Origin of the sequence: Brucella oryzae (assembly GCF_041929965.1) — a bacterium.
GTDB lineage: Bacteria > Pseudomonadota > Alphaproteobacteria > Rhizobiales > Rhizobiaceae > Brucella > Brucella oryzae.
In genome coordinates this window covers 264,995-282,757 of the sequence record NZ_JBHEEO010000005.1, presented here as the reverse complement: position 1 = coordinate 282,757, position 17,763 = coordinate 264,995, and the positions used below count along the sequence as shown (strand labels likewise).

Genomic DNA, 17,763 nt, shown 5'->3' with positions numbered 1-17,763 from the left:
GTCTCCGATCCATGGACCATTATTTCAATTGGGCTACGTGATTGGGCACATAGGTTCTAATTAATGAGCTCTAGTATTACCCGCTTACCACGCATCCTATGGCTAGCCTAACACAATTTGATTGTGTACTTAGTTTTTTGCAATGTATATGAAAATCGCTTCCCTGAAGTAAAGTTTTTCAATGCTTTGACAGCAAAACATCGTTCGTAACAAATCGAGGAGATGAATGAGCTCGATCCGCAAAATTCGTAAGGCAGTTTTCCCGGTTGCCGGTCTTGGAACCCGCTTTCTTCCGGCGACAAAGTCCATCCCCAAAGAAATGCTCACCGTCGTCGACAAACCAGTCATCCAGTATGTGGTGGACGAGGCTCGCGAGGCTGGGATCGAACATCTGGTTTTCGTTACCGGACGCAATAAGGCTGTCATCGAAGATTATTTCGATGCACAGGTCGAGCTTTACTCCACGCTTGCCGAACGTGGCAAGAAGGCTGAGCTTGCGCATTTACAGGAATTGCAACCACAGCCAGGCGCCACTAGCTTCACCCGCCAACAGGCTCCACTCGGCCTCGGACACGCGGTCTGGTGCGCGCGCGAGATCATTGGCGATGAGCCCTTCGCACTTCTTTTACCAGATATGGTTATGCAATCGAAGAAGGGTTGCCTCAAGGAACTTGTTGAACTTTACGAGCAGACTGGCGGCAACGTAATTTCCGTACAGGAATGCGACCCTGAAGAAGCCCATAGGTACGGCATTGTTGCCAAGGGCAATGCGATTGGCAATGGTTTTGAGATTACCCAGATGGTTGAGAAACCTGCCAAGGGTACTGCTCCTTCCAATCTCTATATTAATGGCCGCTACATACTTCAGCCCGAAATATTTACGTTACTGAGCAAGCAGGAGACGGGCGCTGGCAATGAAATCCAACTAACTGACGCCATGCTCAAGCTTGCGAATACGCAGAAGTTTTACGGCTTCGATTACCGAGGTTTGACATTTGACTGTGGCTCCAAGTCCGGTTTCATCGAAGCCAACGTGGCTTTTGCCCTTTGGCGCAAGGATATTCGTCCAACAGTCGAAGTTTCTATTGCCAGTATTCTTAAAAGAAGCCGTTCCTAACCTACGTGACCTAGCGCATGTTTCCCAAAAGTGGAAACCGGTTTCGAGATCAAGACATACGTAAAAACAAATATTTAAAGCGTGTTGCCTGAATACGATAAACGCAACACGCTTTAGAGCGTAGAAGCAAACCACGCCGAGCGTTCCAGCAAAATCCGCTCAACGGGCTTGCTTTACTTCTGCTCCTCACCGAAATAAGCGGACAGTACCTCTTGAGTAGGACCATCCATTTTCAGCTGACCATGCTCCAGCCAAAGAATGCGATTGCAATTTTTCATTAGCAATTCCCTCGAGTGACTTGCCAAAATCAGAATCTTTGTAGCCCCCACCAATTCGTGCATGCGTTTGTTTGCGCGCTCTTTGAAGTCTTCATCTCCGGTTGATAACCATTCATCCATAATCAGAATTTCTGGACGCACAGATGTCGAAGTTGCAAAGGCCAGCCTCAGCTGCATACCTGAGGAATACGTTCTGAAAGGCATGTCCAAGAAATCACCCAAGCCGGAGAATTTGGCGATCATATCGAATTTCTCGTCAATTTCTTTCGGAAGCATTCCCATCATAGCGGAGCGCAGGCGAATATTTTCGCGTCCCGTCGCATCCGGGTCAATGCCAAGATGGATATTGATCAATGAAACACAGGTTCCATCAATATACGCAGTCCCCTGCGTTGGGGTATAGATGCCCGAAAGCACTCGCAACAGCGTTGTCTTTCCCGAGCCATTATGGCCGATCAGCCCGATCCTATCGCCGTCCTTAAGAGTCATCGAGACTCCCTCAAGACCACGGATCACAACCAGTTTATCAGTTCTCCGTTCAATTTTTCCGCCTGTCGCGATGCTTAGAACACGGTTCTTTAGGGAGCGACTTGATGAGTTATAAATTGGAAACTCAACGCTCACGTTGTCTAACTTAATCAAGCTCATGTCATCACAACCAATACGCTACACGCCAACGGTATTTTCCAAAGAATACTAACGCAACAGCCCAACCGAAAACTGCAAGCCCAACCGCAACAAACCAGCTAGCATTTTCAGGAGCATGCCCCAAAAGTGGCGCTCTGACCAACTCAATGAAGTGGTAAAATGGATTAAACTCGATAAATGCCCTGGAAACATGATCCGGCAGGATCTTCACCATCCACATAATTGGCGTTGCATAAAAAAATATCTGTAGGAAATTTGTTACAACTTGAGTCATATCGCGAAATCTAGCGCATAAGACGGCCAGAATAAGCATAATCCAAGCTAGATTCAAACAAACGAGTAAGAAGCCAGGAAACGACAATAGAACATAAAAATTTATTGAATGACCAAGAATTAAAGCAATAAAAGGAAATATTACAATATTATGCATGAATATTATTATATTCCTCCACAATGTGCGCAGTATATGCGTAAAAAGTGGCATCCTTACCTGAAGGATAATACCGTCGGACCCACTGAAAGTAGTACAACCTTCTGATAATGAGCTTGTAATGAAGCTCCACATAATGATGCCAGCGCATACGTGAGGCAAATACTCATGCATCTCAGATTGGAAAAGCGTTCCAAAAATAGCACCCAGTGCACCAATCAACACAGCCATATTCAAGGTCAGCCAAAATGCTCCAACTCGCGAACGGCGATAACGCTGCGCAACATCTTGCCAGCCGAAAATCAAAGCTAACCGATAATTTGCAAAAGCCTCTACAATATCATTCAATGCAACTTTGATACCTGCCTTCGGTCTCACTCGATATGCAACCAACTCGGCGTTCCCATCAAAAGCTTCAACGCTCATAAAGACCTAATCCTAGTTGAAATTATGCAGGCTCGCCCATGCGCCTTCGCAAATTTTTCGTCTATTTGATCGCGTGTGTAGTAATGGAAATGTTTGAATTAAGTCAACCACCTCCAATAAGAGAATGCCTTCACAATGCGACTAAACTGCGATTGACGACGTGTCTGAGTTTCCTCGGCTGGTTAGCCCTTACCGGTCAGGCTCCTGTACAGTGTGTAGTGGGTTATTCGATGGCAATCACCCAGCCCCACCGAAACCCGTTTCTGCCCTGCTCCCATCGGTAACCGAAAGGATTGCAGACAATGCGGCTTCGGCCGATCTGAACGTCGAACGCGTGGTGCGTATGACCACAGATCCACAAATCTGGAGCCTGTTCGGAATGAAGGATGTCACTGAAGGCTTCAGCACCACAGGCGAACAGAAAATTTGCGTCTTGCCCCATATAGACCGGCGGCGTGCAATCAGGATGCGGCATGTGATGCGTCAGCACGACAGTGCGGCCGTCAAATGGTTCTGCCAGCTTTTGTCGAATATAGGCTGCATCTGAACGATGTAGGTCAAGCATATTCTCAGGCGTGAACCGATTGCCATCTTGCATATATATTGCATGAAAATCGTTGAGCATCTGACGTGCCATCAACATTCGCTGGCGCAGGTCAGACTTCGCGGCGAGTTTCATCTGGAAATCGACCCATAGGCTTGCGCCGATGAAGCGCGTATTGTCGATAATCACCGTATCGGCATCGAGACAATAAAACCGCTGCGGCCATTGCAGAGAAAGGGCCTCAATTGCCTTGATGGTCTGCCTATCGCTTTCCAGCGAACGATCCCTATCACCGATAAGCCATTTGTTCTGATAGAATTCATGATTTCCGGGGACATACAGGATCGGCTTCTCGTAGCGCCTGATCAGAAATTCCAGCGTTATGTGGAGATCTGGTGCCGCGCTGAGATCGCCCGCTATCATGATCACATCACAGTCCGGCGCTTCTTCCCGTGTTGGATAGGCAACATCTTGCAGTTCATTATGCACGTCAGACCAGATCCAGAGTTTCATGCGATTCTCCCCTATTCCTATCCGTATTATCGAAGCCGTTTTCGCGTCAGGTTTTCCAAGACAGGCATCCACGTCTCTGGCAGACGTGCAGAGACTTTCACACCAGCTGCCATGTCGGTTGATATTGTGCTGTCTGATCAGCTTCATTTTTTCTCAGTGGCCGATGTCTTGTTGGCCAAGCCGATAAAAGCGACTGAAGGTGCGGGCATAATTTCTGTCGAGATCCAGAAGCCACAGCTCGGACGTGATGCCATTGGGCACGATGTAACCAAGACGAGGATGTTCGAACAATACGCCTTCGAGACATGTTGCCGGTCGTTTGCTCAGCTTCCAGCTTGTGATTGCTGGCGAATTTGCCAGTGTCCGTTCATCTGGATAATCACCCTGGAATATCCGCTCGAGATCATCGACCAGAGATTTCAGCATCTTGATTTCAAGTTCGAGTTGTTCGCGATTGTATTTTCCGTCTTTGATTGTAACCATCACGCTGTGTTCCTGATTTATGAAAAAATGAGGGATCGTTCAGGCGCGCAACAACGCGCCCGGGGATTGGCGTTTCCTGATTTCCACGCATTTGATTGTTATCGAGAGCAAAAGCTGAGCTGTTCAGCGTAACAAAGGCATCCACCCTGATATCTGAGCAGAAGCTACTCTGCTGCCTTATCTATTTTGCTTTAACCTTCGTTCTCATCGGTTGTCCGTTAACTCACCATTGAGAATACTGGATACCCTTGTTGGTCTGCATCGCGGCAAACGTCCACGCTGCTGCATAACGGATATGTCCGTGACACGCAGTTTCAGAAGCTTCGCACGAGGCATCAGCTGATTGGTCACGCCGTCTCAACGCTATTATCCGGCCACAAAATCTGAATCCTCGGCATAGACATCTTGTCGAGCGCTTCGACCGTAATCTTCGCGATCTCTTCATCGATAAGCTGTGCTTGCTCTGCTTCAGTTTCCGCGAATGTATCGCCGAGCCAGATGATAAGCTCTTCCCTGAGAGCTTCTTGCACATCCAGCACTTTTCCCGCGATACCCGGTGCGCCGATCAGTCGGTCAAGGTCAGCCAGTGCCCAGATGCCCTTTTCTCGTGGGCTTTCATTCAATAGCGGATCGATCAGCGCGAATTCACACTGTTCGATATCTATATCGTAGTATTGTGATGCCAAACGCGCCAGAATTGCTGCTGTGGTTGATGCTTCAATGCGCCATTGACACAAGGCGTTTTTGTGCGCGTAGATACCGTACACCATGCTGAACATCAGTAGTCGTTTTTTCTCAGCATCATAATGCACGAGATCAAAAGCATAAGGCTTCGTCGGGAGTGCTGATGCAGCAATCTCGATGCTCATTGTAGAAACCGATTTGGGGGCAACCGACTCGATAACATGATTAAGCGTATCACGTGTGATTGGCATTGCACGGCTCGGTCCCCTATGATCGAAAATCCTCAAACGCGCTGACGCTTCTTCAATGAGCCCCAGGATTTTCTCACCTTCGTTCCAGATCGCCCAGCGCAAGAGCGTATCGCGAACCACCGTTTTCTCTGTATCCCGGTTATGGGCTTGGTCAATTCGATGGAGAAGCCACGATAGATGCAGCGCTGCATTTAATTCACGTGTGTAGCTGCGCTGCGGAATTTTGTTTTCGATCAGGTCGATGTAGCCGATCACTGTTTCTGCAAACATAAGTCCTCCTTCTCCGGAGCGACTATCGGCCGCCGGAGCTAAATGGTGTGAGGTGTTGGTCGCGCTTGCCCTTGCAAGCGGCACCAGTTTTTAAAGACAGCAAAGACCGTGACGTTGCGCGCGAACGCACACGAGCAGAGTGTCAAAATCGGAAATTGGGGAGTTCGGCTTTAAAGAGCGCCGAACGTGTCAGAGGCGGAAATTACTTCCGCTCAGGAGCCACAAAGCCGATACGATTATCGGGCCACAGATCTTTTAATTCGAGACGAATGTCGATAATAACCAGCATAGCTTGGCTCCTGTGTTGGCAGGCTAAGTTAGTCTCCATTCCGGTGTTCCAGCACCGGAATGGAGATGTCTGATCGATCAGACAAAGTGACTATTGCAGGATCTCAAACGCGCTGCAAGGATCTGGAACAAAAAAGATCTCCAGACCGTATTTTTATCTAAGTCCCGGATATCACCGGCTTTTTTAGAATAGCCCCAATCGCTACAAAACCCAGTAGCCGTAAGGCTTCTGCTTTGGTCGGCGACTGATCCGGGCGGCTGAAAGCAAGATAAAAAGTTATCCACAGGCGAGACATCAGGCCCCATTTTAACTGCATGCCAGAGTGCTCATCGAAAGAAGCGCCCTTGCCCGACATCTCACATGAACAAAGACGCCGAATACGTTTCGACCTTACTTTCAAACGGCGTTTGTCGCTGAATCGGGAAAATTGCCTCGGGTAACACTCTTCTCGAATTTTGAATCGGATTACTGCAAATTATTTCGATTTGAAACATGTTGCTGACAAATCGAAATGACGTGCCTGCACATTGCGTGGCCCTACCTGCCTGCCATTTCAAACTCGATATTTCCGATTCATCTGCAAACGGCGTTTTATGAAGTAATGGGGGGAGAACAGACAAAAGGGACAAACGCCGTTTGTGAAACGAGGCCATTGAAATCAGGCTGCCACGGTTTTGGAAGCCATCTTCATTGCTCGGGGTCGTCGGCGTCTCCATGAGGCATCAGATGCACTTTGCGTCGGAAATCCCAACCCCTTTTGGTGTATTTGTCGATCAGATCATCAATGACATCCAACGAAGCATCTTTATCGAAGCCCTGATCTGCCAGCCCATCAAGCAGCATATCAATTAGCTTCTCCATCCCGTCTTGATTGCCAGACTTCATCGCTTTGGCAATCATGAAATGCAGAAACACCCGAGCAACGTCGTCGCGTGTCGGTTTGCGCTCTGCTCTCAAACGATCCCGATATTCTTTCTGCCGTTCTCGCTGTTTGCGCAAGCGTTCTGCCTGCTGCTTGCTCGATGCCATTTCACCCCCAATTGCCCGCGAACAATTAAACTATGAGATCAAAACCAGTCGGCGCAAAGCGTTTTTCTTCCTCCCCGCCTACCCATAAACGGCGTTTGCCCTTGAATCGGAAATCTCGGGTTCAGCAACGTTTACCCCGAACTCTGTAACGCTCCTCCCAAGTTTTGAATCGGATTACTGCAAATTATTGCAATTTGAAATGCATCACTGGCAAATCAAAACAACTTGCCGACACGTTGTAATGCCCTACCCGCAACTTCAAATGAAGTACCGGGAAGTTATTGCAATTCAAATCACCTACTGGGGTCGCCAATGCAAACGCCGTTTAAATTATGCAATATATTTCCCGAACTTATTTCCGAAACACGGGTCTGCTGCGCTTTCCGTTCCGTTCGATGGATGCCTCCCACGTTGATAATGAGTATAGCGCGACACCTAACGACGTCGCGCTGTTTTCTTAATTACGAATTGCGACGCCGGGATGGCTTCTCTTTTTCTTTTCTAAACCAGGGCGCAGGTTCTTTTGCCTCGACATACGACAGCAAGCGTAAGGGCTGTGGTTGCAGATGCCCCGTAATGACCGGATACACATCAATTGTCTTTTTCATCACCGTCAAACTGGCAATATTCGTATATCGTGTATCTCCCTCCGTTCGGCCCAGATGCCCGGTAATGTCTTCTATAATCGACATTTCTATCCCCTTCTGTTTCAGCGTGTCGCTGAACCCATGGCGCAGGGCATGGATTGCACGACCCCAAAGCTGATCACCAAGCCCCGTTTCCGCTTTCAACAGAGGGACAAAGCTCTTGTAGAAACGATCACCGGTATCGTTTTTGCGTCCTGGAGCGACCAATTCCGGAAATAAACATCTGTGTCCAAGTTCCTTCAAACGCTTTGCGTAGTCGAGAAAACCCAGTCGGATAAGCTCATCTGGTACGGGGAGATCGCGTTTTGATTGGAGGTTCTTCAATCCTCGGAGCTCGTTTTTCCGAATTTTGATGGACCACATACCTTGATCCTTTGCATAAACCACATCATCAATCATGAGGCCCGTAAATTCGGCGCGTCTTGCGCCCAGATATGCGTAGAGCATTGGCACATAATAAAGGGACGAATGATATACGGTCTGTCCGAACTCCCGCATTTCCTCCGGCATCGGCCCGGCACAACCGGTGAACACCGGAAGCCGGAAGATCGCTTCAACCTGCTCAGGGCCGGGTTTAGCAGTCAGCTCCCGAACGGATGCGAGGCTGCGTTTCTTCGGCTTGATCCCTTTGAACGTAAATGCCCGCAACATGAAACCTGACGCGACAAGATGATTCAGGAACTGTTCGAGATTACCAAGGTGACGCCTGATTGTTCCACTCGACAAGCCGACCTGGGGTTCTGGCAAATTAAGCTTTTGTGCGCGGATTACTTCCCGTTCTGTCGCCTCCCGCAATTGCACGGTCGTCATTGCCACGTAACGCGAACTGCTTCCCCATCTGACAAGGATGTTATTGAAATGCTGGCGCAAAGCCGCCAAGTGGGTCTGAGTAATGGCACTGCTCGTGAGAACATTGTGCTCGTCCAGAATACCGCAGAAAATGCGAACAGCTGTCCTGACGTCCTTTGCCGTATCTTCGTTCCAGTTCTCACGGTTGTTGGCGATCAGAAGGTCGCACTGCTTCATGAATTGCTTCACTGGCAAGTCCTGCCCAGTAAGCCCCAGCATGTCAGATACTGATACAGGAACAGGATTTTCTACAACTGGCTGTGGCTGTGGCTGTGGCTGTGGCTGTGGCTGTGGCTGTGGCTGTGGCTGTGGCTGTGGCTGTGGCTGTGGCTGTGGAATGATATCCGGCACAGGTTCCACGTTTGCAACCGAAACAATTGGTTCTGGCTGGATGGGGGCTGGTTCAGCCTGCTCGTCAGTATATTCGATGAGATAGCGATTCTCGGTGCTCAACAGTACATCAGCCCGCGCTTTAAAATACTCGGCCTTCGCTTTTTCGAAATTCAGGATCGAATAAGCGAGGCCATGTTCCTGCATGAGCGCTCTCAGTTCACCAGCGAAGCGTGATGATTCTGCGTATTCTCGCTCTCCGTGATATGTTGTAACGATGCCTTGATGCAGGCTCTGCGGGACGTTTGCCTTTTCGAGAACACGCCAGCCCAGACAGGATGCATCTTCAAACAGGATCCGACGGGTACCAAATTTTTCCAGAAGCCTGTAGGCCCAGCCTGCTTCCAAATCGGAACGAATATTATCAATGTGATGGAAGCCTACTGTCGTACTCCTGCTGGCAGCCTGCAGGTTGTCCATATGATCATTCATCCGCGCGATTTCGGACTGGAACAATCCTTCGAGAGCTTCTTTCGACATCAATACACTTCGCGGGTTCTCTGCAATTTCATAGAGCATAAGATTGAGCTTGCGGGCCATGTAGCCTGCCTGTCGATGATCAGATTGTTTGAGGCTGAAAGCAAGGTGACGCGAACCAATATTGCGGCCCAGATGTGCCGGAAGGCGCGCGCGCCAGTAAAAAATATTTCCGCGCCGTTGAAGATTCTGAACCTGATGTCTGATTGCCATGATGGACTCGCCGTTTGGAGCCACGAGACAAACCGACCAGGCGAATCGGCATGTGTCATAGCTCTGTGTCACAGTTTGGTGCACAGTCGGCGAAATGGAAAAAAGCTTGAGGATTCCCAGCAAGGAAAACACTAAGTAAAATCAATAAGATATTGATTTTACACATGATTCATGGCTGGGGCGCCTGGATTCGAACCAGGGAATGGCGGTACCAAAAACCGCTGCCTTACCGCTTGGCTACGCCCCAACAAATCACACCGAAGCAATCGGTTGCGCGGCCTTATAACCGCTTCGAAACCTGAGCGCAATCGCCTAATAACGAAATCCCGCCCAAGATTACAGGCCCTGTGAAGAAGCTTTTCAACCGCATATCGCCACTGTCAGCTCAACAAAACCAAAGCGATGATTTGCGTCCAGCTTCAAAGCTGCTAATTCCTACAGATAAATGGGATTTTGGTATTCATCATGCTGTTTCTGTTGATTTCGTTTCTCGTCAGCACTGCCTTGTGCGGCATTGGCCTCTATCTGCTGAACCAGCTGTTACCCGCGCAGTTTCTCGCGGCACGTATGAGTTCGCGCTCCAACCACACAACCGTGGCACGGCAGATCGGCGGCCTGGCGCTTATCCCCGCCATCATCGCGACCCTACTGATCTTCGCACCGGATCTGGAGGTGAACGCGCATCTGGCACTTTGCCTTTCCGGAGCTTCGCTGTTGCTCTGGATCGTCGGTGGACTGGATGACCGCTATGAGCTTTCAGAAATCATCAGGCTGGGATCACAACTCCTTGCCGCCGGACTGGTTGTCTACGGCCTGGGACCCGATTTCCGGTTGTTGCCAGACCTGCTGCCCTACTGGCTGGAGGCAGCACTTATTGCCTTTGCTCTGGTGGTAGCGATCAATGTCACCAATTTCATGGATGGCCTCGATCTTATGACGGCGGCAGGGATTGGGCTTCCTTTGGCTGGTATCGGGCTTCTGGCCGCTCTCAGCCTTACCGGACTGGAAAGCGGCGGCATCGCTATCATCGCAGCTGGAGGTCTTGTCGGCTTTGCCTTGTTCAACCGCCCGCCGGCAACTATTTTTCTGGGTGACTCTGGAAGCCTGCCGCTCGGCCTGATCACAGGTACGGCGCTTATCCTGCTTGCGCGGGAAACGCATATCGCCGTCGCGCTGATCCTGCCGCTTTATTATATTCTCGATGCGGGAACGACTCTCGTAATGCGGTTAAGTCAAGGCGAGAACATCCTTAAAGCGCATTCCAAACACGCTTACCAAGTGGCAAAACGCGCAGGCTGGAGTGTGCTAAAGGTCGTTGGCCACGTGGCGCTCCTGAATCTGATCCTCATCGCCTGCGCCATAGCGCTGCTCGCGCTTGATCACATGCTTACCCAGGTCGCATTTCTGCTTGTCGCTATTGTCGCAACCCTTGTTCTGCTATTGGATTTCCGCGGACGCTTCAGGAAGTTATAACGTCGAACAGTACCTTGCGAACCGCATCGACATCACCGCTTTCCATGGCAATACGTAGCGCCGTGAGGCTGGCAGGCACATCGACCGCAGCCTTATTGCCTTGGGGGGCACGCATGATCTTGGGATGGCGTGTCGGCTGCGCGAGTGACGGATCGTAGAAGAGTTCTTCATACATCTTCTCGCCCTCACGAATCCCCGTTACTTCAATACCTATATCGCCATGCGGATTCTCGTCGTTCCGGACGCTCAACCCCGCCAGAAGAATCATATTCTCTGCCAGATCGCGAATTTTAACCGGCTCTCCCATTTCCAGCAGCACAGTATCGCCGGATTCGGCAATGCCGCCTGACTGTACGATTAACTCGGCAGCTTCCTTGATCGACATAAAATATCGGGTCATGTCTTCATGGGTCAGCGTAATCGGCCCGCCATTGGCAATCTGCTCGCGAAAAAGCGGAACCACTGAACCGTTCGATCCCAGCACATTGCCGAAACGCACGGAATAGAATGCCTTCTTTTTCCCGGATTGCTCGGCCAGTTTGCCGCAATAATAAACGACCAGTTCAGCCCACCGCTTGGTCGCACCCATCACGTTCGTTGGCCGCACTGCTTTGTCGGACGAGATAAGCACCACGCGTTCAACATCGGTATTCAGAGCAGCCTGAGCCACTTCCAGCGTACCGAAAACATTGTTAAAAATACCGATCAGCGGGTTTTTTTCCACGAGCGGTACATGCTTGTAGGCAGCACAATGATAGACCGTGTCGACATTATAGTCGCGAATGGCTTTTTCCACGCAGGCCCGATCACGCACCGAGCCCAGGATCGGCACAATCTCGCAACTAGTAATCTGTCTCAATTGCCGGTCGATATTGTAAAGAGCAAACTCGCTCGACTCGAATAGGACAATGCAGGCGGGATTCCATTGCGAAATGGTACGGCAGAGTTGGCTACCGATGGACCCCCCTGCTCCTGTTACCATGATGCGCCGTCCTTCGACGACTTCCCGCAACAAGGCTACATCCGGCGGCACAGGTGACCGTCCGAGCAGATCGTCAATCTCCACATTGCGCAGCGAACTGACCAGATATTTTCCTGCCGTCAGATCGGCAATCGGCGGAAGAATACGTGTGTTGACCGGAAGGCGGCCCAAAAGTCGTGCAAAATCCTGACGCTGTTTCTGGTCCAGGGCCGGCTCAGACACAACCACTTGTTTGATTCCGTAATTTTCGATCAAGGCAGGGATGTCTTCCACCGCATAGACACGCAGCCCGATAATATCCATACCATTAAGCTGGCCATCGGGATCGACGAACCCGACGACCAATGTATCGCTGTGGCTGCGGAGTGCCGTTGCGAGCTGGCGGGCAGGCTCGCCCACGCCGATGATCAGTGCTGAACTCGTATAACGCTTGTCGGACTCGGAACTCCGCAAAAGCCATTTCGCACCGAAACGGCTGGCAGAGATGAATACGGTGCTCAAAAGCCAGTAAAGCAGCGGAACCGAGCGCGGCAGGCCGGTACTGCCGTAGAGTTCCATAAGAAAGACGAGCGCAACCCAGAAAAGCGCCGCAATGGCAGTGGCCTGAAAAATCGGCCAAATCGCACGTTCGGCGAGATAGCGGATGATGGCGCGATAAAGCCCGAACCGGACAAAAACCGGGATCGCCAGGACCGGTGCGATGAAAATCAGAAATGTTTGTCCCTCGTTCGGCACGAAGACGAAACCAAGACGGATGACAAATGCGAGATAGGCACTCAACAACAGCAGAACACAATCGCTCAGCATCAGAATGATCTGTTTGCTGGCGCGGGGCAAAAGCGCCAGTCTCTGCCATGGATATTTCAAACTCATCCGCGTGTTATCCCGCTCTCCTATGGAGAGAAATACCGGAATGTTTCCAGCGCCATAAGGCTATTCAAACGACAAATAAGGACTAAAACCTAGCCAACTTCTCCGCAACAGGTGCATGCGTTCTCGCTGCGAAGCATTCAAATTTCTCGCCACCGTTACCATGAGTCCTCTGGCTGGACTATATCAATTGCCATTGCAGGGGCTTAACAAACATCTTTTGACGAGATTATGGCTCATAAACAACATCTTGGCACCTGTGCGGCCCAGTCCGCCGCACTCCATTGCTTTGCTTTACGCATGTCTTTATCCCATCGTAGCGGGACCAGAAATCAATCCAGCGGACTGATTTCCCCGCGGAGGCGGTTTCCGCTTTGGGGACATGCTTTAGGCAATTACAGTGCCACTGCGAATGCTCCGCCAGTTCAGGCCATCCGAATAAGCCATTTCAGCGCCAGATGACGCATCGGCAACGAAGACCAGCGCACCGGCTCCATGGTTTTCGGCTGAAGGCAGCAATGCGACCGTATAGGATGATGGACGGATAGGACCGTCGACATCAAGCTGGGTCTGGGGCCAGATCGAACCGACGGCAACGTTACCGGTCGCATGATCGATCCTGATCGCCTCGCGCCATTGTCCGCTATCACTGCTCACCTTTACGCTGAAATCATTGCTGCCATTAAGCCCCATTTCGGCGAAGCCGGTCCAATTGGTCTGATACAGCAGGCTTGCCGTATCGCTCACCGCCTGCTTGTTCACCTTCACCTGATGCCCTGCACCGGCATTGTTGAACAGGCTCGCATCCGACGAGATGGCAAGCCGGTTAACCGCATCGGCAGTGGCATGAACGCCCAGCATGGACAGGGACAAGTTTTCGGGAACCGACGAAACGCCCTTCCAGAGTATGCCGTCAAAAACCAGCAACAATGCTTCGTCCTCGACGTAGGCTTGCCAGCCGATAGCGGGCATCACGAACAGCCATCCGTCGTCAATGAAAGAGGCAATTGCGCCGTCCTTTCCTGCCCATGCCCCGGCAGCCGCCACAGCCACGAGATAGCGATCTCCGCTGGCAGGTATTTCGGGCGCTTCAGCTCGATTCCGTGATTTGACGCTCAGATGCACAACAGCATCGAGCAGCCGCAATGCCTCATTGTGGGTGACATGTTTCTGCGCCTGACTGGGCAGAATATAGGGCATTTTCAGATTTGGGGTTTGATCCATGAACAACTCCTCGCAATGGATAATGCGAGGAGTTTAGTTCGTCTGCCCGAAAAGAGGATAAGTCTGGATCAGCTTCCGCGATAGGTGGAATAGGACCACGGGCTGACAAGCAACGGCACATGGTAATTTCCATCGGCATCAGCGATTGCGAAGCGGATCGGAATAAGATCGAGAAATGGCGGATTGGCTTGTTCCGCACCACGTCCTTCAAAATATTCGGCAACATGGAACTGCAACTCGTATGTACCGGAGCGCAATTCATCGCCGGAAAGCAGGGGAGCATCCGTGCGTCCGTCCAGATTGGTCACCGTACGTTTGATAAGTTCGGAAGCGCCGTTTGCACCGATACGATAAAGTTCGATGCGCATTGCCGCCGCGGGGCTGCCATGGGCAGTGTCGAGAACATGCGTGGAAAGTTTACCCATAATATCCCTCGATAGAGCTCAGGCAGTTTTTTCCGCTTCAATACGGTATGCGGTATCGGAGAAGAAGAACTCCTCCAGATTGTCTTCCTTGCCTGCCCGGTCGACAATCAGAAAATCGGATTTCTGCTCAAGCGCCAATAGCGGATGATGCCACACATTGCGCAAATAATTGACGCCCTGATCACCGCGCGCAAGGAACACACGCGGACGGGCAGGCTTGCCACCGTTATCCTCGGCGACCACGACGAGAAACGGCCTGCCGTTCAATGGAATGAAGGCCTGCGAGCCAAAAGGATGGCGTTCCATCATGACGATGTCGATTGGCGCTTCGAACGATTGTCCCCGGAAGATGTTGATGAGAACCCTTGCCTCGGTGCCAGCGGCTTCGACACGCGCGAGATCATGGTATCGCTCGGTCGTCCCGTTGTTGATCAGCCGGAGCTCGGCTCCTTCTGTCTCGATGACATCGCCAAATGGCGCAAAAGCGTCTTTTGTCAGCGGTTCGACCATCAGAGTTTCGACGTGCAAATCATCCTCCCCGTAAAAGCAGATGCGTTATAGCGACAAAGCTCGACGATGGGGCCTCTGTCAATTGCGAAGCAGTTTCAATCGAAACAAGAAAAGCCGGGCAGAAAGCCCGGCTTTCAACATGTAAAACCAATAAAAACTCAGCGCTTCAGAAGCGTCATCACCGCAGGAACGCCGCATGCGGCAAGTGCGAGTTTCACCAGATCGCCGGCGATAAAGGCGCCGAAACCGAAGGCAATGGCGTTTTCCAGACCGAAGAGATAGGCCATCCAGCCAGCCCCCATCAAAAGAATGACGGCTTCTGCAAGCAACATTGCACCGCCGAGAGCGAAAGGATTGCGCGCCAGTCCCTTGTCAGCAGCGCGTCCGACAATCCAGGCCGCAGCAAGATAGGAGAGAAGGTAACCGCCCGTCGGGCCGACCATATAGGCAAGGCCGATGCCCTTTTCCGGCGTTCCGGTGAAGACCGGCATGCCGAGCGCGCCTTCAAGCAGATAAAGAGCGACGGTCGCTACAGCGAGCCGCGAACCGTAAAGTGCTGAAATTGCAAAGAGAGCGAAGGTCTGCATCGTCACATTGACGTAGACCAGATCAACCTTGATCTTGGCGGAAATGGCAAGAACAGCCGTTCCGATCAGCGCAAGCCCGACGAACCAGAAGGCGCGAGCCAGTTGTCTGGTCGGCAAATATTCCGCAGCGAGAGAGGCGGTGGCGACGCGAGACTTTGCTCTGTGAGGCATATCCAACTCCACTTTTGACGCGGCGACAGACACCGGAACACAACATTCTCCGGAATCTACCAGCTGACGCGATTGTCAGCGCGCGTGACTGTTCACGTTTGCAACCCAACTATATAAGGCCTATGCCGTTTCATCAATCAAACCAAAGAAGAATTGGAAGCCGCTTCAATGGCGCTTGTTTTCGACAGCAGTTTCACGCCCCAATATGGGAAGCCGGTTGAACTGAGTAAAGGCATTTTGCGTCTCACCGTCAACAATCCGAGCGCTTTTACCTTTCACGGCACCAACAGCTATATTATCGGCACGGATACACTGGCGATCATCGATCCCGGACCGGAAGACGAGGCACATTACAACGCCCTGTTAGCGACCATTGCCGGTCGCCCGGTCAGCCATATCTTCGTCAGCCACACCCATCGCGATCATTCACCTTTGGCCCAGCGTCTGAAGGAAAACCTTGGCGCCCGCACCGTCGCCGAAGGATCGCATCGCCCTGCCCGCCCCTATTATGCGGGCGAAACGAACATGCTTGAGGCAAGCGCCGATACGGATTTCATTCCGGATATCATGCTGGCGGATGGCAATGCAATCGAAGGCGACGGTTGGGCTTTGGAAGGAATTCATACTCCAGGACATGCCGCCAATCACATGGCTTTCGGCCTGAAAGGAACCGGCGTTCTTTTTTCCGCAGACCATGTCATGGCATGGGCAACATCCATCGTGGCACCGCCCGACGGCTCGATGAATGACTATATGATCTCGCTCGAAAAACTGCTGGTACGCGACGACAGGGTCTATCTACCGGGCCATGGCGGCGCTGTGACCAAACCTGCCGCTTTCGTTCGCGGCCTGCGCGCCCATCGCAAGATGCGCGAACGCGCCGTTTTAGAGCGGGTTCTGCAGGGGGACCGGACGATCAGCGACATGGTGAGGGTGATCTATCGCGATACCGATCCACGGTTGCACGGTGCGGCGGCGCTATCCGTGCTTGCACATCTGGAAGATCTCGTCGGGCGTGGGGAGGTCACGACCGATGGCCATCCGTCACTCGACGGTATCTATCTTCCTGCCTGATTATTCCACATCGGCTGGAGCCTTGTTAACCTCGCCTTCCAGCGCCCCCAGAAAATCGGTGATGAAGCCCGCATTCTGCCCCATGTCGCGCTTGCCATAGCGTGACAGCGAGCGCACATCGACATAGGTGGTTTCGCCTTCGTCGAGCAGGCGGATGACGATATCGCTTTTCAGGCCCAGAATGAAACTATGCGCTGTCACGACAAACCGCATCGCGTTCTGCTCCGGTGAAGGAGCATTTCGCGCAACCTCCTGCCATCCGAATGTCTTGAGAACAGTCTGGACGCCTTGCGCAACGCGGTCGGGTGCAGCTTCGTAGCGGCGTCCAACCACATCGGGATAGGCGGTCAACTGGGTCAACGCATCACCACTCACCGCCACTGTCAACGGATTCATCCATTGCAGGCGTGGCGGCATATTGGATGGGAATTGCGGCGGCGTCTCAAAATCTGTGGAGAGGTCGTAGAGAGGTGGAGAGAGATACCACAGTGCCGTTACCAGCCCGACCGGAAGCAACACTGCAAAAGCGAATATGCCGCCCCAGAAGGAGCGCGCGCCGCCCTTGTCGCCATTGACCCACAGATTGCGAAAACCTTTAACCGCGCAGAGAAGGGCCAGAACGGCAAGACCGGTGCTCAATCCGGTAAGCAGCACCAGATCAGGTGTCTCCAATGTCCAGAAGCGATGCAGAAGAAATGCCATCGCAAGCAGCACGAGCGCAAAAATGCCGAGCCGAAGCGCCCAAACCGCAGAGCGCGACCGACGCCGCTGATAGCGAAGTTTTCTCATGCAGTCTCCGAGAGCATTTCCAGCCTATAGTGAATCATTGGAAATGCTGTTTCTCTCTGTTTTCACGCCGTATGAATAGCAGAGAGAATTTCACTCGGCAAAACCTCAACATGGAAATTA

16 protein-coding genes and 1 tRNA gene are annotated in these 17,763 nt (G+C 51.6%); 3 read left to right on the top strand and 14 right to left on the bottom strand.

What is annotated here, in order from left to right; genetic code table 11:
- Positions 1–226 precede the first annotated feature (226 nt).
- Complete coding sequence (gene galU / locus JNC70_RS07635) at positions 227–1,117, top strand: UTP--glucose-1-phosphate uridylyltransferase GalU (protein ID WP_340583691.1); 891 nt, start codon at positions 227–229, stop codon at positions 1,115–1,117.
- A gap of 173 nt (positions 1,118–1,290) precedes the next feature.
- Here the strand turns inward: galU and JNC70_RS07630 are convergent, their stop codons facing one another.
- The 8 genes from JNC70_RS07630 to JNC70_RS07595 all read right to left on the bottom strand — a co-directional run bounded on the left by JNC70_RS07630 (position 1,291) and on the right by JNC70_RS07595 (position 9,785).
- Positions 1,291–2,043, bottom strand: coding sequence for an ABC transporter ATP-binding protein (locus tag JNC70_RS07630; RefSeq protein WP_340583690.1), 753 nt, complete (start codon positions 2,041–2,043; stop codon positions 1,291–1,293).
- Between the two features lie 4 nt (positions 2,044–2,047).
- Entirely contained in the window at positions 2,048–2,899 is an 852-nt protein-coding gene (locus tag JNC70_RS07625) for an ABC transporter permease (protein ID WP_340583689.1), read from the bottom strand.
- A gap of 223 nt (positions 2,900–3,122) precedes the next feature.
- Positions 3,123–3,956 (bottom strand): metallophosphoesterase, encoded by an 834-nt coding sequence (locus JNC70_RS07620; protein WP_374788574.1) that lies wholly within the window; start codon positions 3,954–3,956, stop codon positions 3,123–3,125.
- A 153-nt stretch (positions 3,957–4,109) separates the two neighbouring features.
- A complete protein-coding gene (locus JNC70_RS07615) occupies positions 4,110–4,439 on the bottom strand; it encodes a DUF6634 family protein (protein WP_340583983.1) in 330 nt (109 codons plus the stop codon).
- Between the two features lie 347 nt (positions 4,440–4,786).
- The gene (locus JNC70_RS07610; RefSeq protein ID WP_340583687.1) at positions 4,787–5,644 is read right to left on the bottom strand and encodes a hypothetical protein; all 858 of its coding nucleotides are present in this window, start codon (positions 5,642–5,644) and stop codon (positions 4,787–4,789) included.
- A gap of 976 nt (positions 5,645–6,620) precedes the next feature.
- A complete protein-coding gene (locus tag JNC70_RS07605) occupies positions 6,621–6,962 on the bottom strand; it encodes a hypothetical protein (RefSeq protein ID WP_340583686.1) in 342 nt (113 codons plus the stop codon).
- 461 nt (positions 6,963–7,423) lie between these two features.
- A complete protein-coding gene (locus JNC70_RS07600) occupies positions 7,424–9,538 on the bottom strand; it encodes a DUF6538 domain-containing protein (protein WP_374788573.1) in 2,115 nt (704 codons plus the stop codon).
- Positions 9,539–9,710: 172 nt separating this feature from the next.
- A tRNA-Gln gene (locus JNC70_RS07595) sits at positions 9,711–9,785 on the bottom strand.
- A gap of 218 nt (positions 9,786–10,003) precedes the next feature.
- Here JNC70_RS07595 and JNC70_RS07590 point away from each other — a divergent pair.
- Positions 10,004–11,011: an MraY family glycosyltransferase gene (locus JNC70_RS07590; protein ID WP_104754775.1), complete on the top strand. Its 1,008-nt coding sequence runs from the start codon at positions 10,004–10,006 to the stop codon at positions 11,009–11,011.
- Here JNC70_RS07590 and JNC70_RS07585 read toward each other — a convergent pair.
- From JNC70_RS07585 to JNC70_RS07565, 5 genes are all read right to left on the bottom strand, one after another.
- Complete coding sequence (locus JNC70_RS07585) at positions 10,998–12,866, bottom strand: polysaccharide biosynthesis protein (protein ID WP_104754774.1); 1,869 nt, start codon at positions 12,864–12,866, stop codon at positions 10,998–11,000. The genes JNC70_RS07590 and JNC70_RS07585 overlap by 14 nt on opposite strands.
- A 384-nt stretch (positions 12,867–13,250) precedes the next feature.
- Positions 13,251–14,087 carry a DUF2793 domain-containing protein gene (locus tag JNC70_RS07580; RefSeq protein ID WP_374788572.1) on the bottom strand — a complete coding sequence of 279 codons (837 nt, stop codon included), beginning with the start codon at positions 14,085–14,087 and terminating at the stop codon, positions 13,251–13,253.
- A 68-nt stretch (positions 14,088–14,155) separates the two neighbouring features.
- The gene (gene uraH / locus JNC70_RS07575; protein ID WP_211692406.1) at positions 14,156–14,512 is read right to left on the bottom strand and encodes a hydroxyisourate hydrolase; all 357 of its coding nucleotides are present in this window, start codon (positions 14,510–14,512) and stop codon (positions 14,156–14,158) included.
- 18 nt (positions 14,513–14,530) lie between these two features.
- A complete protein-coding gene (locus JNC70_RS07570; protein ID WP_211692405.1) occupies positions 14,531–15,040 on the bottom strand; it encodes an ureidoglycolate lyase in 510 nt (169 codons plus the stop codon).
- Between the two features lie 140 nt (positions 15,041–15,180).
- Positions 15,181–15,780 (bottom strand): biotin transporter BioY, encoded by a 600-nt coding sequence (locus JNC70_RS07565; RefSeq protein ID WP_104754771.1) that lies wholly within the window; start codon positions 15,778–15,780, stop codon positions 15,181–15,183.
- 168 nt (positions 15,781–15,948) lie between these two features.
- Here JNC70_RS07565 and JNC70_RS07560 point away from each other — a divergent pair, with 168 nt between their 5' ends.
- The gene (locus JNC70_RS07560) at positions 15,949–16,854 is read left to right on the top strand and encodes an MBL fold metallo-hydrolase (RefSeq protein ID WP_211692403.1); all 906 of its coding nucleotides are present in this window, start codon (positions 15,949–15,951) and stop codon (positions 16,852–16,854) included.
- On the opposite strand, the gene JNC70_RS07555 is transcribed toward JNC70_RS07560, so the two are convergent.
- Positions 16,855–17,643 (bottom strand): DUF1499 domain-containing protein, encoded by a 789-nt coding sequence (locus JNC70_RS07555; protein WP_211692402.1) that lies wholly within the window; start codon positions 17,641–17,643, stop codon positions 16,855–16,857. It lies immediately after the preceding gene.
- Positions 17,644–17,763 lie beyond the last annotated feature (120 nt).

Coding starts and splice junctions, on each gene's coding strand:
- galU (WP_340583691.1), top strand. CDS start 227: ATGAGCTCGATCCGCAAAATTCGTAAGGCAGTTTTCCCGGTTGCCGGT.
- uraH (WP_211692406.1), bottom strand. CDS start 14,512: ATGGGTAAACTTTCCACGCATGTTCTCGACACTGCCCATGGCAGCCCC.
- JNC70_RS07615 (WP_340583983.1), bottom strand. CDS start 4,439: ATGGTTACAATCAAAGACGGAAAATACAATCGCGAACAACTCGAACTT.
- JNC70_RS07610 (WP_340583687.1), bottom strand. CDS start 5,644: ATGTTTGCAGAAACAGTGATCGGCTACATCGACCTGATCGAAAACAAA.
- JNC70_RS07555 (WP_211692402.1), bottom strand. CDS start 17,643: ATGAGAAAACTTCGCTATCAGCGGCGTCGGTCGCGCTCTGCGGTTTGG.
- JNC70_RS07620 (WP_374788574.1), bottom strand. CDS start 3,956: ATGAAACTCTGGATCTGGTCTGACGTGCATAATGAACTGCAAGATGTT.
- JNC70_RS07565 (WP_104754771.1), bottom strand. CDS start 15,780: ATGCCTCACAGAGCAAAGTCTCGCGTCGCCACCGCCTCTCTCGCTGCG.
- JNC70_RS07560 (WP_211692403.1), top strand. CDS start 15,949: ATGGCGCTTGTTTTCGACAGCAGTTTCACGCCCCAATATGGGAAGCCG.
- JNC70_RS07585 (WP_104754774.1), bottom strand. CDS start 12,866: ATGAGTTTGAAATATCCATGGCAGAGACTGGCGCTTTTGCCCCGCGCC.
- JNC70_RS07630 (WP_340583690.1), bottom strand. CDS start 2,043: ATGAGCTTGATTAAGTTAGACAACGTGAGCGTTGAGTTTCCAATTTAT.
- JNC70_RS07605 (WP_340583686.1), bottom strand. CDS start 6,962: ATGGCATCGAGCAAGCAGCAGGCAGAACGCTTGCGCAAACAGCGAGAA.
- JNC70_RS07600 (WP_374788573.1), bottom strand. CDS start 9,538: ATGGCAATCAGACATCAGGTTCAGAATCTTCAACGGCGCGGAAATATT.
- JNC70_RS07590 (WP_104754775.1), top strand. CDS start 10,004: ATGCTGTTTCTGTTGATTTCGTTTCTCGTCAGCACTGCCTTGTGCGGC.
- JNC70_RS07625 (WP_340583689.1), bottom strand. CDS start 2,899: ATGAGCGTTGAAGCTTTTGATGGGAACGCCGAGTTGGTTGCATATCGA.
- JNC70_RS07580 (WP_374788572.1), bottom strand. CDS start 14,087: ATGGATCAAACCCCAAATCTGAAAATGCCCTATATTCTGCCCAGTCAG.